Origin of the sequence: Shewanella frigidimarina NCIMB 400 (assembly GCF_000014705.1) — a bacterium.
Classification (GTDB): domain Bacteria; phylum Pseudomonadota; class Gammaproteobacteria; order Enterobacterales; family Shewanellaceae; genus Shewanella; species Shewanella frigidimarina.
In genome coordinates this window covers 663,490-679,152 of record NC_008345.1, presented here as the reverse complement: position 1 = coordinate 679,152, position 15,663 = coordinate 663,490, and the positions used below count along the sequence as shown (strand labels likewise).

Below are 15,663 nucleotides of genomic sequence, written 5' to 3'. Positions count from 1 at the left end.
GTGTGAACCGTTATCAAGATAGCAAACAAAGCCACAGTCAATGTGTTGTCTGTGGCGACGCTAAACAAAATCCATTGTCGTTACAGTGTAAATTTTTTGCTGACGGTGATAATCAAGTTGTCGGTTATCATAAAGTGAGTCCGCAGCTTCAAGGCTACAACAGCTTCTTGCATGGCGGCGTTGCCAGTGCCTTAGTCGATGCGGCTATGACTCATTGTTTGCTGATGCAAGGTATTAAGGCCTTAACCGCCGAAATGACCATCCGCTTTGTTGCCCCCATAAAGGTTGGTGATGCCATCAAAATTGTCGGTCGATTGGTGATACAACGCTTAGGGATGTACCAATTAGAAGCAGCGCTCTATGTTGACAATAAAGCTTTCGTGACAGCATCGGCAAAGTTTATCCAACCTAAAAGTGGTGTCATTGGCTAGCGTTTTGCAAACAGTAAATTAACAAGTACTAGACAAACTTCCTGTTAATTTTAGTCAAAAAAAACCAGCCCGAAAGCTGGTTTTGATTATTCCTGAGTGTCAGCTACTGCCGACCTATGCCATTACGCTTGTGGGCGCATCGCTGGGAATAAAATCACGTCGCGAATAGTATGCGTGTTAGTGAATAGCATCACTAAACGGTCGATACCAATACCTTGACCTGCTGTTGGTGGTAAACCGTGCTCTAGTGCTGTAATGTAGTCAGCGTCATAGAACATCGCCTCGTCATCGCCAGCATCTTTCGCATCAACTTGCGCTTTAAAGCGGTTGTCTTGATCTTCAGCATCGTTAAGCTCACTAAAGCCGTTAGCCACTTCGCGGCCACCGATAAAGAACTCAAAACGATCGGTAATGAAGTCATTGTTATCATTACGACGCGCCAAAGGTGAAATATCAGCTGGGTAGCCAGTAATGAACGTAGGTTGCATTAACTTAGTTTCAGCAGTTTCACCGAAGATTTCTTCAAGTAATTGACCACAAGTCCAGAATTTCTCTAACTTGATGCCTAGGCTCGATGCTAAGTCGCGCATAAACTCTACGTCTTTAACTTGCTCGTAGGTCATAGCTTGAATAGTCGCATTGTCAGGATTGTATTTCTGAATCGCTTCTAACATGCTTAAACGAGCATAAGCGCCACCAAACTCAACAGTTTCTTCACCATACGGCATGCTAGTACTGCCTAATAATTCTTGAGCAATTGACCCCAGCATTTCTTCGGTTAAGTCCATTAGGTCTTTGTAATCAGCATACGCCATATAGAATTCCATCATGGTGAATTCTGGGTTATGACGTGGTGACAAACCTTCGTTACGGAAGTTACGGTTAATTTCGAATACACGTTCAAAACCACCAACCACTAGACGCTTAAGGTACAGCTCTGGCGCGATACGTAAGTACATAGCCATGTCTAATGCATTGTGATGCGTTACAAATGGACGCGCAGAAGCACCACCAGGAATAACGTGCATCATTGGGGTTTCAACTTCCATGAACTCTTTTTTGACCATAAAGTTACGGATTGCGGCAACCACTTTAGAGCGCATAATAAAGGCATTGCGCGAATCTTCGTTAACGATCAAATCAACGTAACGCTGACGGTAGCGAGTTTCTTGGTCTGTTAAACCATGGAATTTTTCAGGTAACGGACGCAATGCTTTGGTCAGTAACTGATATTCTTCCATATTAACGTATAAGTCGCCCTTGCCAGATAAATGCAGCTGACCTTTAACACCAATGATGTCACCGATGTCTAAACCTTGATAACGCTCTTTTAAATCGCCTTGTACTGGCTTACCAGCATAAGCTTGAATACGACCAGACACGTCTTGAATCACTAAAAATGGACCACGCTTTGCCATAACACGGCCAGCAATACTGGTTTGAAAAGCTAACTCTTCTAGCGCTTCTTTAGTTTGCTCGCCATATTGTGCCTGTAACTCAGCCGCTTTATGACTACGCTGCCATGTATTTGGATGAGCATTCGCAGGACAGTTGGTGCGAATGTGTTCTAATTTAGCGCGACGTTCAGCAATCAGTTTGTTTTCATCTTGTACGTGTTCAGTCATATTATATTCTCGCGTTTACTCGCCACACTTACATGGCGGAAAAAGTTAATTTAATTAAAGTCCTGATTTTAGGCTGGCTTCAATAAACTTATCTAAATCACCATCCAGCACAGTTTGAGTGTTGCGGTTCTCAACCCCTGTACGTAAATCTTTGATACGGGCGTCATCTAATACGTATGAACGAATTTGACTGCCCCAGCCGATATCTGATTTTGCATCTTCAGCAGCTTGTTTATCGGCATTTTGTTTATGCATTTCTAACTCGTACAACTTCGCCTTTAATTGCTTAAAAGCAGAGTCACGGTTTTTATGTTGCGAGCGATCGTTTTGACATTGCACCACAGTGTTTGTTGGTAAATGTGTAATACGTATCGCAGAATCGGTTTTGTTTACGTGCTGACCACCCGCACCCGAAGCACGGTAAGTGTCGATACGTAAATCTGATGGATTGATATCGATTTCAATATCGTCATCAATTTCAGGGTAAACGAAAACAGAACAGAAAGAAGTATGACGTTTACCTGATGAATCAAATGGCGATTTACGTACTAAACGGTGCACACCGGTTTCAGTTCGCATCCAACCAAAAGCATACTCACCAGTGAACTTAATCGTAGCACCTTTAATACCAGCCACATCGCCGTCGGTCACTTCCATTAACTCTGGGCTATAACCATGCGCGTCACCCCAACGTAAATACATGCGCAGAACCATGTTGGCCCAGTCTTGTGCTTCGGTGCCGCCTGAACCAGATTGAATATCAAGATAACAGTTTGAAGCATCACTCTTGCCAGAAAACATGCGACGGAATTCGAGATCTGCCAGACGGGTGTCTAACTCCTCAAGTTCTGCGGCAGCATCATTAAAGGTTTCTTCGTCATCTTCTTCAATGGCAAGCTCAAGTAACCCTTGGATGTCTTCTAGACCCGTGTCCATATCATCAATGGTTTTAACCACAACCACTAACGCAGCACGCTCTTTACCTAATGCTTGAGCACGTTCAGGCTCATTCCACACTTCAGGGCTTTCAAGCTCGCGACTGACTTCTTCTAAACGCTCACTTTTAGCAGCGTAGTCAAAGATACCCCCGAAGTAACTCAGTACGTTCGGCTAGCTCTTTAATTTTGAATTTTACTGGATTAACTTCAAACATGAATATTCAACTTAAATTTAGCGGTTAACAAAAGGTGCAACGGCGCATTTTACCCCATGATAGGCACTAAACCTAGACCAGAAGGGCGATTATTAATAAACAAATGACGAATATATTTCATCAAATCAACATCGAGAAAAACGCTTAACCGCGAATGGATAAATGAAATGAACAGCTTATTACTATTTAACCAGAACTCGGGATAGCAAATGCCTCTCAAACAGCCCTTTGCCTTGCTCACTGCGTTATTCTTTACACAAGAAGACTTACAATAGGCCTGCTATTGACACGCCCATTCGCTTTGTTAGCAAAACATATGACAGGCTTGATAGCGGTTGATAACTAAAGCCTTGATATTTATGGTTATATTAACACCCCACTCCAAGTTAAGAATATTTAAATTCAAGATCTGACTCTGGGTTAGATTAAAAAAGCGACTAAAAAAAATGAACCACTTCGGGTTCATTTTTAATTGCCTACCAAGTCAACATTATATTTTAAATTGACCCACTAACTCCGCTAACGTCTGACCATCATCCGCAACGGTTTTACTCATACCGGACGCATCTTGACTGGCCACCAATAACGTATTAACAATCTCTTGCACTGAATTGATATTACGATTAATTTCTTCGGTCACAGAACTTTGTTCCGTTGCAGCGGTGGCTATTTGAGTACTCATGTCATTAATGCTGGTCACTGACGATGTTACTGCGCCTAAACTTTCAGAAATCGCTCTAGAAGACTCCACCGAACTCAAACAACTCACTTGGCTTTCTTCCATAGTTTGTACCGTTTGGGTCACTAGCTTATGCAGTTCAGACAGCATTTCATTAATTTCAACCGTGCTGGCTTGGGTTCGACTGGCCAAGTTTCTCACTTCATCAGCAACAACCGCAAAACCTCGACCTTGCTCGCCGGCTCGCGCGGCTTCAATTGCCGCATTTAATGCCAGTAAATTGGTTTGATCAGCAATCCCACCAATCACACTTAGCACCGAGTTAATTTTCTTAGATTGTTCACTTAATGACTTCACATTGGCCGCAGCATTGTCAATTTGACTCATTAAATTAGACACTTCCGTTAATGAGGTATCGACACAATCTTGCGCTTTCGTAACATTATCAGAGGCAGCATGTGTGGCTTCCGCTACCATATTAGTATTATGGGCCACGTCATGTGCTGTCGCCGACATTTCTGTGATTGCGGTGACAATTTGGTCAATTTCATTATTGTGATTATAGAGTTGTTCTGTCATTGACACTGTTTGACCATTAATACTCTGAGCTGCTTGCTTAACCCTGTCGGTCGCACCAGCAACATCACCCATAATATGCTGTAATTTGTCGATGAACAGATTAAATGCGCTGCCTAACTGCCCAATTTCATCGATGCTAGTGATATCTAAACGTTTGGTTAAATCACCTTCACCTTTAGCGATGTCATTAAGCGATGTAGCCATATTTTGAATTGGCACCACCATTTTATGGGCCATCAGCACCACGCCAAAAGCAGTAATACCAGTAAGACCTAAAGCAATTAATAGGAACATGAATGCTTTTTGATGCATCTCTTCTGTTTTATAAGTTTCATAACCAACAATAGACTCTTCAATATCATCAATATAAGCGCCCGAGCCTAACATCCAATTGGTATTGGGGATCATTACTGCGAAGCCGAGTTTTTCAACAAGCTGCTCGCTACCCGGTTTTTTATAATAATAAGAAAAATTACCAGTACCCGATTTAGCCGCATCTAATAGCCCAACAATAATTTTGGTTCCATTAGGGTCGGCCATATCAATTTTGTTTTGGCCTTCAAGTTCAGGCATAGTCGGATGAAAAATATTGACGCCGGCATCATCATACATAAAGAAATAGCCTGCACTGCCAAAGCGTAAATCTCGTAAGGCTCCATTGACATTACCATTGCTCCCCAAAGCAAGTTGATACTCAACGACTCCTTGTGCAATCTGAACAGCTTCTTTTAGTTGGTTTTTACGCTCTGAAATTAATTCACTGCGAAAGTTATCAATATCCTTGGTTAAAGACGATTCTTCATTAACATAAAAAATACTCAGTAGTACAATGAGGATCAACGATAGTGGAATTAACGATAACCCCAGTAGTTTATTGCGTAGGGAAGATCTCAGCATAGTGGCAAGCCTTTTTAGGGTAATGGTCTATTTAATATAATAGTCTATTTATTATAGATGTTTACACTAACTAACGAACAATTACAGCCCAATAAAGTGAAACATGTCGCAAAAATATACAATACAACAGCTTTTTACAACATCGACAATCCACTGCCCATTGCAGCAAATCCTATTACCAACCATACAAGACCAGGCTTAAAGACCTTTAATAGACTAAAACCAATAATCACTAACGCCATGTCCAGTGGCATGATTACCGCACTAGTAAACACCGGCTGATAAAGTGCTGAAAGCAATAAACCAACAACGGCAGCATTTACCCCAGCGAGAGCGCCAGCAATGGCTGGGTGTTGGCTTATAGAATGCCAACTTTTTAAGCCCACCAGCATCAATAAAAAACCAGGAAGGAAAATAGCTAACGTTGCGACCAACGCGCCCAGAATAGGAGACTCTAACCATAAATCTGCCCCTAAAAAGGTCGCTAAAGTAAACATAGGGCCAGGAATGGCTTGCGCAAGTGCATAGCCAGTTAAAAATCGATCTGGGGTAATGTATTCACCGACGCTGGTTTCAAGCAAAGGCAATACCACATGTCCACCGCCAAACACTAAACTGCCCACTTGGAAGAATTGCGCAAAAATCTGTCCAAGACTATCAGGTTGATTGATCAAATATATAGAAGCAGCTATACCAATAATAAATAATGCTAACCAAGCATAATTAAGCTCGATTGCAGGTGTATCTGGCGTAATACTGTCACCTCGAGTCATTAACATGACGCCAATAATAGCAGCCACAACTAGTACGCCAATTTGCATTAATAATGAAGGCATTAATATGATAGCAACTGCGGTGGCAGCCATTACTATTTTAGCGGTTTTTCGTTGACAGAATTGATTAAACATTGACAAGGTGGCATCAGCTACAACCACTACTGCTAGTAATTTTAGGCCATGAATAGCACCCTCTACGGCCGTTATCTCCAGCCATTGTGCACTGGTCACAGCAAATAAAAACATCAGTAAAAAAGACGGTAAAGTAAAACCTAAAAAGGCGGCTAATCCGCCCAGTAAACCACCTCGATGATAACCAATTGCAAACCCTATCTGGCTTGAGCCTGGCCCTGGAATAAACTGACTCAGAGCAACAAAACTTGAATATTGTTTACCATCTAGCCATTGTAAGTCGTCAACAAATGCTTTTCTAAAATAGCCGATGTGAGCCGCAGGGCCACCGAAACTGATTAACCCTAACGCTAAAAAGCGACTGAAAATTTGCCACATCGTCCTAGTACCTTTTTTATGTGAATAAACAATGTTATGACATTAAGATGACATTTTTATGATGACAATATACACCACTATCTAACTGCTACCTTTGCTCGATATAGCCCATAACTTAGCGACACCAAACGAGTACTTAATTACGATTTTTAAAATACCTTAATTGATAGCAAAGACTATTACAGCTGTTCTAGCATAACCAATACTTCAAAATGATCAGTATGAGGAAACATATCAAACATTTGAACTTTGGTGATTTGATAACCCGTAATGTACTCTAAATCGCTCATTAAGGTGTGTGGATTACAACTAGAATACACGATTGCTTTAGGTGCAAACTCACTCAGTGAGTCGCATAATGATTTTCCTAATCCGCGCCGAGGTGGATTTACAATAATAAGATCTGGTTTATCTTGAGCAGATTGTCCTTTGGCAAAATGAGTTGAATCAAGTGCGCTAAAATCCACTTGGGTAAACCCTAGTTTAGTTGCTGACAAGATGGCACATTCTATTGCTTCAGATTCGATCTCAATCCCAGTTAAACGGATATTGCTGTCAGCACAATGCAGCCCAAATCCACCGACGCCACAAAATAGATCCCAAATATAGTTCGGTTTGAATTCAGTAACCCACTCCCTCGCTATTTGATACAACTGGGCGGCGACTTCAGGATTCGTTTGAAAAAAGCTTTTTGGCCGTATAAACAACGGTACATTATTAAGTTGTTCTTCTAATCGTGTCGTTTCCGTTAAAAATATTTCCCTTTCGCCTTCAAGAATCGCCATGTGGATTGGCTGAATATTGGCCGAGACTAAGGTAATTTCGGGAAACTCTTGTAATAATTGAGGTAATTCTCGTTCAATTCTCACGATGGCTTGATCACTGCGTAATACAAAACGCAGCATAAACTGGCCACTACTTTGGCTGCGAGTCAGTAAAATAAATTTTAGCTCGCCTTTGCTTTTATCGACCCGATAAGGCGGTATACCAGCTTGCTGCACAAATCGTTCTAAACGGTGTAACAATAATTGCATATCTTTAGGGTATAACGAACAGTCGCATAGACTGACCGGCTCCCCTTTAGGATTAACCAAACCTAAAATAGGTTTGTGAGCGGCACCTAAAACGACCATTTTGGCTTTATTACGAAAACCTGATTCTGCGCTTAATATCGGCGCTAGCCATTGCTTAACTGAAATGCCACGAAACAAATCGATTAACTGTTGTTGCTTTACACTCACTTGCTCAACCATAGGTAGTTGAATATTGCGGCATGACAAACAATCGCCACGCTCAAAATAATCACATTTCACAGCTGCTCGCCTCTCCGGAATTTAACATGGTAAATGCTTGATCACACAGTTGCTTTAATTGTTGTAAGTCTTCAATAGTGCCACCCACTTTACAACGCATCTGTTCAGGAATACTCAACGCTTGCTGATGTAATTGTTGGCCTTGCTCAGTAACATGTAACACTCGCACGCGTTCATCTAATTCACTACGGCCACGGCTCACTAAGCCTTTGCTTTCTAGACGCTTTAGCAAGGGTGTTAATGTTCCAGAATCAAGATGTAATTTCTCACCTAAGGTTTTAACACTGATCCCCGGCTCTTTCCAAAGTACCATCATCACTAGATACTGCGGATAAGTTAGCGATAACTCATCCAATAATGGTCGATATGCACGGATCATCGCATTAGTCGCACTATACAATGAAAAACACACTTGGTTTTCAAGTGCTAGCGGATTTTGCGCTGAAGGTAATTGAGACTCAGTAAGCACTTTACTAGACATAGGCTTCACTCCACTAACCAATAATATGAGCTAATTATAACATTGGTTGTGCGCAACCTATAATCAAAAAATTCCAACGAATGCTTTTTAACAAAAATGAGTCAAGCATTTTGATTTTCAGCCGATATATTATTACCATCCGACTTTATATTAAGGTTAACCATGTCAATTAGTATTAATTCACCGTCTTCAATGCCAACAACAATTGATTCTGGCAGCAGCTTAAAAGTGGCCGTAATGGCTAAAGAACAGCAAAAAGTTGAAGGTCAAATGGCATTACAACTCATTGAAGCGGCTCAGCCACCTGCACCGCAGCCCGTTGGCAACAGTGGTCATAATGTTAATACCACGGCATAAATGGTTAAAGCCCTAGAAAATCTGTTCCTAGGGCTAATGACGCCATCACAACGCTAAAGACCTTTGCATCGTTCGAGAGCAACTGAGCTTGAACATCATATTAATATCGAAGCCATTTCAAGGCGTCATCTTCATCTTCGAAATATTTTATCTCACCCGCAATAAACCAACTACCAATTTTGGCCGCCCATTCTTGCCAATCTTTATTGCCCAAAATGGCCACTCTTTCAAACTCAGATTTGTGCTTTAATCCCAGCTTTAAATCATCCCAAGCGGCGCGTAAGTCCCAGCCGTCAAGCTCGGTAGCATCAAGAAATAAACTCACTTTAGGCTGATCAACTTGGCTTAATGCCCCCTCTAGCATAGGGGTAATGACGAGATAGTCTTCGTGGGTTAATGTACCAATGGCTTTTAATGTCACAAAAAACACACTTTCAATTCGGTTTATGCCTATCGATAAACCATGTTTCTTCATATCCATATCGTGACTCCTTTACTATCCGTTTACTATGCGATTACACATTTACATGCACGCGCCTATCCATAAAGCTATGCATGCTTACATTTTAACCAATCATAAAATGAAGTGTGTGCCGGACTGCACAAAAAAGCAATGGCAACAACCTAGGGCAACCCACAGGCAGTATCTGCATCAAAAACTTGGTTATCGGTATGGAACCTCCTTTTACCACAGCAATGTAGCGACCCCAAGTAGCGCAAACAACACAGCACAACCGCGATGAATCAGTTTCATGGGCAATTTGTTAGCACTAAAATGCCCAGCCAGCACAACGGGGACATTAGCAATTAACATTCCCAATGTCGTGCCGATGACAACCCATGTCAGTGCTTGGTATTTTGCCGCTAAGACCACCGTCGCAATTTGAGTTTTATCCCCTATTTCAGCAATAAAAAACAAAATAAACGTTGCAGAAAAAGCACCGAGTTTATAGAAGCGATTATCATCATCATCCATTTTATCGGGTATAAGGACCCATAGTGCAATAGCAAAAAATGACCCGGCCACCAAATAGGTCGTCCATTGTGGATCAATCCACGCAATTGCCCATTGACCTAACCATGCGGCAAGAAAATGATTTAATAATGTGGCAAGCAAAATGCCTGAGATAATAGCGGTTTTATTGCTAAATCTCACCGCGAGCAGTAAAGCTAATAATTGAGTTTTGTCGCCTATTTCAGCGATGGCAACTGTGAGAGTTGAGGCGAATAAAGCTTCCAATGTGATATTCCTAGGGGTAAATGACAACTAAGCACAAGCCACCGCATACCCCTTGATGCAGTTACTGTGCTTAGGTCTCGCTTGGTAAATCACTGATATACAGTGTGTTACTGTCTGCACCATGGCATGAGGCCAATTATGTTGATACAGACATCTTGTGTGCCATAACAGCAAAACAAGATTAGCTACTCCCCTAAAACAAGTCGCATTATAACGATTAAATAATTTTATTCAACGCACTCATTTTACATTGTAAATTTGGCATAAAAACACCTAAGCCTTAACAGTAACGCCGTAATGCTACACTATTGCAAAAATCACGTGTAAAAAAGTTTGGTCGATTGTTGTGTAATTGTTTATAAACATAGCTGTTAGCCTTTAACAGTCAAAGATCCTTGCCTGCTCTGTCACCCTTCTGCTAATGTCCGACACAAATAAAATAATAATTAAACAGGACGTTTTCTGTGAATTTTAAAACTTTAGGTTCTATTTCGATTGTCGCGGGAACGGCAATTGGCGGAGGCATGCTAGCGCTACCATTAGCAACAGCAGCTTTGGGGATGATCCCCGCATTAATCTTATTAGTGGTTATTTGGGGTTTATCGGCTTACACCTCGTTACTGATGTTAGAAATTAATCTTCACAGTGGTGTCGGCGATAACGTCCATGCCATTACTGGTAAAACACTGGGCAAAGTCGGCCAACTCATTCAAGGAGGCTCATTCCTTAGCTTATTATTCGCCTTAACCATGGTGTATCTAATGGGAGGGTCATCGCTATTAGAAACCCGTTTACAACCCATCGGCATTAACATGAGCAACCAAGTCGCCGTCATACTTTTTACGGTTATTTTTGGTGGCTTGATTGCCATTGGTGTTAAATGGATTGATAAAGTATCACGTATTTTATTTACTTCTATGGTGGTGCTGCTTGTCATTGTGGTGGCATTTCTATTACCAGACGTTAATTTAATCAGTGCATTAAACAATTACTCAACCGATGTGGCATCGGGCACCGCTTTACAACAATTATGGTTAGCAGCTATCCCGGTAGTATTCACTTCATTTGGTTTCCACGTGTGTATTGCCACCATTGTGCGCTACTTAGAGGGTGATGCTGCATCACTTAGAAAAGTGTTATTAATAGGCTCGACCATTCCACTGGTTTGTTACATCCTGTGGTTGCTCGTAACGCTAGGTTCTTTAGGTGGCGAAACAGTTCACAGCTTTGGTGGTTCACTGCCTAAACTGGTTGCTGCTTTACAAGGTTTAGCCCAGTCACACATTATCAGCCAAGCAATTGATCTATTTGCCAACCTTGCATTGGTGACCTCATTTTTGGGTGTCACCATGAGCCTATTTGATTATGTCGCCGAACTGACCCGAGCTAAAGATGACGCTGTTGGTCGTGCTAAAACATGGTTAATAACATTTATACCACCACTGTTATGTGCGCTTTACTACCCAGACGGATTTTTCAAAGTGCTAGGTTTTGCTGCCATTCCATTGGTGGTGATGATTATCTATTTACCCATTGCGATGGCATTAAAGCAACGCTCACAGCAATTAGGCGGTTATCAAGTTTCTGGCGGCACATTAGGGCTGATCGCCGCAGGATTGCTCGGCACATTAATTGTTGTGGCGCAGTTGATGGTAGCATTAGCCTAAATCGGACGACTGATAAAATGGATTTGTAAGCGAGTTTTTCAAACGCTGTTAAGATAGTAAAACTTTTGTTAAAGTCAGGCTTAGCCTGACTTTTTTGTTTTTATGGTCCGACGTTTTTATAGTCCGCCAACATTGACCTAGATGATTAAACAAGAAATCGACACGACTGACGGCAATATTGATTACCCGTGAACACCCCAAATGGAATTATTATAATGAAAAAATGGTTATTAACTGTCGCAATGGCAGCCAGCTTTGGCGCTGCGGCAGATGAAGGCATGTGGCAACCACATCAACTTCCCGCAATGGCTGATGAACTTAAAGCAAAAGGCTTAGAAATAAGCGCTGATTCAATTTCAAAATTAACTGAATTCCCAATGAATGCCGTTATCAGCCTGGGTGGTTGTACCGCATCATTTGTGTCACCAAAAGGTTTGGTAGTTACCAACCATCACTGTGCCTATGGCTCAATTCAGTACAACTCCACCCCAGAAAAAAACCTCCTTAAAGACGGCTTTTTAGCTAAAACTTACGCCGAAGAATTACCGGCGACACCTGGTTCACGTATTTTTGTAACTGAAGCAGTAACCGATGTTACCGATAAAGTTAAAGCAAACCAGATGGATAAAGTGGGCAATGAGTTTTATAAAGGTATAGAACTACAAGAAAAAACCTTAGTTGCTGAATGTGAAAAAGAGGATGGTTACCGTTGCCAAGTGTATAGTTTCCATGGCGGCCTAGAATATTATCTTGTTAAGCAGTTAGAAATTCGTGATGTGCGTTTAGCCTATAACCCAGCCGCTAGTGTGGGCAAATACGGCGGTGATATCGATAACTGGATGTGGCCTCGTCATACCGGTGACTTCTCATTTTATCGTGCTTACGTATCTAAAGACGGCAAGCCTGCCGATTTTAGCAAAGACAATGTACCGTACGAGCCAAAAAGCTTTTTAAAAGTATCAGCTAAAGGCGTTAGCGATGGCGACTTTGTCATGGTTGCTGGTTATCCTGGCCGTACCAACCGATACCGCACTGCCGATGAAGTGAACAATCAGTTTAATTGGGCTTATCCAGAAGGCAAAGTCCTGCAAGAGCGCATGATTAGCATCATCAAAGAAACCGCCTCAGAAGGCAGCGACGAGCGGATTAAATACGAAAGCTTGATTGCCGGTTTAGCCAATTATGCCAAAAACTTTACCTCGATGATTGAGTATTATGGAAAATCAACCATGCTCGCTGATCGTGAGAAAATAGAGAGCGATTTAGCCAACTGGATCGGCAAAGATAAAAAGCGCCAACAGCAGTATGGCGAAACACTATCAAGCTTAGAAAAGTTAGTGGCTAAGAGTCAGCAAAATCAGCAACGTGACATTTTATTAGGTTACATCGGTTACACCACTATGGTCACTACCGCTCGTGATTTGTATCGCTTAGCTAATGAGAAAACCTTAGCTGATATGGCACGAGAACCAGGCTACCAAGAACGTGACATGACCAACTTCACTTCAAGCATGGAACGTATTGATCGCCGTTATGCCGCCAGTGTCGATAAAGCCCTGCTAGCCGATTTACTGACACGTTATGCTGCATTACCTGCAGAGCAGCATTTAGCCGCTTTAGATAAAGCATTTGGTATTAGCAGCAAGTTCGATGCTAAAGCATTAGCTAAAACACTCGATAAAATGTACGCCAACACCAAGCTAAATAACAAAGAAACTCGCTTAGCATGGATGAACAAATCGGTTGCCGACTTTAAAGCATCTAACGACCCATTCATTCAATTTGCAGTACAGACCTTTGATGCTGACATGGCGCGCGAGAAAGAGAAAAAGCAATTAGAAGGTGACTTAATGAAAGTACGTCCACAATATATGGACGCTATCATTGCTTACAATCGCGAGTTAGGAAAACCTGTTTATGCTGATGCAAACTCAAGCCTGCGTGTAACGGTAGGTAACGTTAAAGGTTATTCTCCACAGGATGGTTTAGTGGCGGTGCCTTTTACACGTTTAGAAGGCATTTTAGCCAAAGACACTGGTGTTGATCCTTTCGATGCGCCAGCTAAACAACTTGAGCTGATTAAACAAAAGCAATACGGCGATTACTACGTCAAAGCGGTTGACTCTGTACCGGTTAACTTCTTATCTACCCTAGACACAACGGGTGGTAACTCAGGCTCACCAACCTTAAACGGCCGAGCTGAACTAGTGGGTTTACTGTTTGATGGTGTGTACGAAAGTATCATTGGTGACTGGGGATACGACGCACAAAGTAACCGTTCTATCCAAGTAGACAGCCGCTACATGCTATGGGTAATGCAGTATTTAGATAATGCTGACAACTTATTAGCTGAAATGGAAATCGTTAGATAACGCTCAGTTTACTGCACGTTTAAGACTCAATAACTCTGCGGCCGTTAATGGCCGCATTGTTTTTTCTGCAAGCTCATCAATACGTATATCGAGTAATTGAGTTCGCATTAAATCAATCACTTTGTAACCTAACGTTTGACACATACGGCGTATTTGTCGATTTAATCCTTGGGTTAATACAATCTCAAACCTGTCTTCTTCAGCCGTTAAGCTCAATGGCCGAATATCGCATGATCGAGTTTGCACATCACCATAACTAACCCCATTTGCCATCATCGATAAAAAACTGGTACTAATTGGCTTATCAACTTGGACCACGTATGTCTTAGGATGATAATAATCGGGATGCATTAGCGCTTGCGTTAATTGACCGTCATTAGTGAGTAGTAGCAAACCACGAGAATCTTTATCCAAACGCCCTGCAGGATACAACCTTGGTAACTCAGGTAATACATGCAGTAAGCTGTGGGGATCATCAACTAATAAACGGCAATCAATTCCAACAGGCTTATGATATAGCCAATACTGTTTATCTTGCACAGCAAGGATCGGTTTATCATCTACTAGAATTGTCTCAATTTCACAAAAGTTAACTCGGTCAGTGTGTTTAGCTAATTGATGATTAATACTCACTCGACCAGTGTCGATAAGTCGTGCAGCTTGGCGTCTTGACGCCACACCACATACAGCCAAATAATGACTTAATCTCATTGATGTCATAGATAATACTCAAGCAGGAATAAATAGACGTTAACGGGTTTCGAGAAATTGATACACGTTATGTTGTTGAGTTTTAATGGTTGACAGCAGGCTTAACCCAAGACAGATACACCATAGAATATTCGCTTGCGTTAATGTCCACATGGCTGAGGACACGATACAATACTGAGGTAAATCGGCCGAACACTCAGCAAAATCCAACTGGCTCCAATCGAACAGCGTCAATAATAATAACCCACTGCATATTGAAATAATGCTCAAACTAAGCATTCGCTTGGTCATCGTGCTGCCAGGTTTAAAGTAATCAAGTAGGCAAATACAATGCAAAAAAATGGTACTGAATAAATAAAGCGTCGACGCTTTACGGTGTAAGTCTAAAAAGTTAATCGGAAACACACCCATTAGCACAATACTAACACCAACTACACCACCAATAATGGCAATGTAACGGCTCAGTAAATCAGGAAAGGTATTAAACACCGCCACCATGGCGAGTAAGAAGCATGAGCCACCCGCTAATAGTGATAAATTAAACACGATTGCAAACGACGAATGCATATAATTACCAAGCGTATCAGGGCGGATCATCAACATGTCTAAGCTTATACCATCGGCTTGTACTATCAACGCACTTCCTACGCCAAAAGAGCAGATTGCAGCCGCTGCCAATGACATAAATACAATCACTAGGTGTAAATCATAATTACGGACTCTATCTGTCACTGATCGATACTTATGTCAAAAATGGAATGAGAATGTTAACGCGGAAAGCAAAAAAGTAAAAGCCGATAATCACATAACCCAAAAACTAAACCTAAGCCCTAACTTAAACCAAAATTTAAACCAAAAATAAAAATGCCCAA

14 protein-coding genes and 1 riboswitch are annotated in these 15,663 nt (G+C 41.6%); of the genes, 4 read left to right on the top strand and 10 right to left on the bottom strand.

Features of this window, described 5'->3' with window-relative positions; all coding sequences use genetic code 11:
- Positions 1-2 precede the first annotated feature (2 nt).
- Positions 3-431: a PaaI family thioesterase gene (locus tag SFRI_RS03000; protein ID WP_011636072.1), complete on the top strand. Its 429-nt coding sequence runs from the start codon at positions 3-5 to the stop codon at positions 429-431.
- Positions 432-553: 122 nt separating this feature from the next.
- On the opposite strand, the gene lysS is transcribed toward SFRI_RS03000, so the two are convergent.
- From lysS to ohrR, 6 genes are all read right to left on the bottom strand, one after another.
- A complete protein-coding gene (gene lysS, locus SFRI_RS02995) occupies positions 554-2,056 on the bottom strand; it encodes a lysine--tRNA ligase (protein ID WP_011636071.1) in 1,503 nt (500 codons plus the stop codon).
- A gap of 54 nt (positions 2,057-2,110) precedes the next feature.
- A protein-coding gene (gene prfB / locus SFRI_RS02990; protein WP_162022282.1) for a peptide chain release factor 2 occupies positions 2,111-3,209 on the bottom strand; the annotation gives its coding sequence in 2 pieces (ribosomal slippage) (positions 2,111-3,133 and positions 3,135-3,209; 1,098 coding nt in all).
- Positions 3,210-3,699: 490 nt separating this feature from the next.
- Complete coding sequence (locus SFRI_RS02985) at positions 3,700-5,364, bottom strand: methyl-accepting chemotaxis protein (RefSeq protein ID WP_011636069.1); 1,665 nt, start codon at positions 5,362-5,364, stop codon at positions 3,700-3,702.
- Positions 5,365-5,498: 134 nt separating this feature from the next.
- Positions 5,499-6,650 (bottom strand): chromate efflux transporter, encoded by a 1,152-nt coding sequence (gene chrA / locus SFRI_RS02980; protein ID WP_011636068.1) that lies wholly within the window; start codon positions 6,648-6,650, stop codon positions 5,499-5,501.
- A gap of 179 nt (positions 6,651-6,829) precedes the next feature.
- A complete protein-coding gene (rlmC, locus tag SFRI_RS02975) occupies positions 6,830-7,963 on the bottom strand; it encodes a 23S rRNA (uracil(747)-C(5))-methyltransferase RlmC (protein WP_011636067.1) in 1,134 nt (377 codons plus the stop codon).
- Positions 7,953-8,444, bottom strand: a complete 492-nt coding sequence (gene ohrR / locus SFRI_RS02970) for a transcriptional regulator OhrR (RefSeq protein WP_011636066.1) — start codon at positions 8,442-8,444, stop codon at positions 7,953-7,955. The genes rlmC and ohrR overlap by 11 nt, the downstream gene beginning before the upstream one ends.
- 162 nt (positions 8,445-8,606) lie before the next feature.
- Between ohrR and SFRI_RS02965 the strand changes: the two genes are divergently transcribed.
- Complete coding sequence (locus tag SFRI_RS02965) at positions 8,607-8,801, top strand: hypothetical protein (protein ID WP_011636065.1); 195 nt, start codon at positions 8,607-8,609, stop codon at positions 8,799-8,801.
- 100 nt (positions 8,802-8,901) lie between these two features.
- On the opposite strand, the gene SFRI_RS02960 is transcribed toward SFRI_RS02965, so the two are convergent.
- Together SFRI_RS02960 and SFRI_RS02955 are read right to left on the bottom strand one after the other, a co-directional pair.
- Positions 8,902-9,282, bottom strand: coding sequence for a SpoIIAA family protein (locus SFRI_RS02960; protein WP_011636064.1), 381 nt, complete (start codon positions 9,280-9,282; stop codon positions 8,902-8,904).
- Positions 9,283-9,486: 204 nt separating this feature from the next.
- On the bottom strand, positions 9,487-10,041 hold the full coding sequence (locus SFRI_RS02955) for a TMEM165/GDT1 family protein (protein ID WP_011636063.1): 555 nt from the start codon (positions 10,039-10,041) through the stop codon (positions 9,487-9,489).
- 18 nt (positions 10,042-10,059) lie between these two features.
- Positions 10,060-10,247, bottom strand: a riboswitch (yybP-ykoY riboswitch).
- Between the two features lie 258 nt (positions 10,248-10,505).
- Between SFRI_RS02955 and SFRI_RS02950 the strand changes: the two genes are divergently transcribed.
- Complete coding sequence (locus SFRI_RS02950; RefSeq protein ID WP_011636062.1) at positions 10,506-11,708, top strand: aromatic amino acid transport family protein; 1,203 nt, start codon at positions 10,506-10,508, stop codon at positions 11,706-11,708.
- A 215-nt stretch (positions 11,709-11,923) separates the two neighbouring features.
- The gene (locus SFRI_RS02945) at positions 11,924-14,080 is read left to right on the top strand and encodes a S46 family peptidase (protein WP_011636061.1); all 2,157 of its coding nucleotides are present in this window, start codon (positions 11,924-11,926) and stop codon (positions 14,078-14,080) included.
- A 3-nt stretch (positions 14,081-14,083) separates the two neighbouring features.
- Here SFRI_RS02945 and SFRI_RS02940 read toward each other — a convergent pair whose 3' ends face one another.
- Both SFRI_RS02940 and SFRI_RS02935 read right to left on the bottom strand, forming a co-directional pair.
- Positions 14,084-14,791, bottom strand: a complete 708-nt coding sequence (locus SFRI_RS02940) for a 23S rRNA pseudouridine(2604) synthase RluF (RefSeq protein ID WP_041412749.1) — start codon at positions 14,789-14,791, stop codon at positions 14,084-14,086.
- Between the two features lie 39 nt (positions 14,792-14,830).
- Positions 14,831-15,523 carry a hypothetical protein gene (locus tag SFRI_RS02935; protein ID WP_041412747.1) on the bottom strand — a complete coding sequence of 231 codons (693 nt, stop codon included), beginning with the start codon at positions 15,521-15,523 and terminating at the stop codon, positions 14,831-14,833.
- Between the last annotated feature and the right edge of the window lie 140 nt (positions 15,524-15,663).

Coding starts and splice junctions, on each gene's coding strand:
- lysS (WP_011636071.1), bottom strand. CDS start 2,056: ATGACTGAACACGTACAAGATGAAAACAAACTGATTGCTGAACGTCGC.
- SFRI_RS02985 (WP_011636069.1), bottom strand. CDS start 5,364: ATGCTGAGATCTTCCCTACGCAATAAACTACTGGGGTTATCGTTAATT.
- chrA (WP_011636068.1), bottom strand. CDS start 6,650: ATGTGGCAAATTTTCAGTCGCTTTTTAGCGTTAGGGTTAATCAGTTTC.
- ohrR (WP_011636066.1), bottom strand. CDS start 8,444: ATGTCTAGTAAAGTGCTTACTGAGTCTCAATTACCTTCAGCGCAAAAT.
- SFRI_RS02965 (WP_011636065.1), top strand. CDS start 8,607: ATGTCAATTAGTATTAATTCACCGTCTTCAATGCCAACAACAATTGAT.
- SFRI_RS02960 (WP_011636064.1), bottom strand. CDS start 9,282: ATGGATATGAAGAAACATGGTTTATCGATAGGCATAAACCGAATTGAA.
- SFRI_RS02945 (WP_011636061.1), top strand. CDS start 11,924: ATGAAAAAATGGTTATTAACTGTCGCAATGGCAGCCAGCTTTGGCGCT.
- SFRI_RS02940 (WP_041412749.1), bottom strand. CDS start 14,791: ATGAGATTAAGTCATTATTTGGCTGTATGTGGTGTGGCGTCAAGACGC.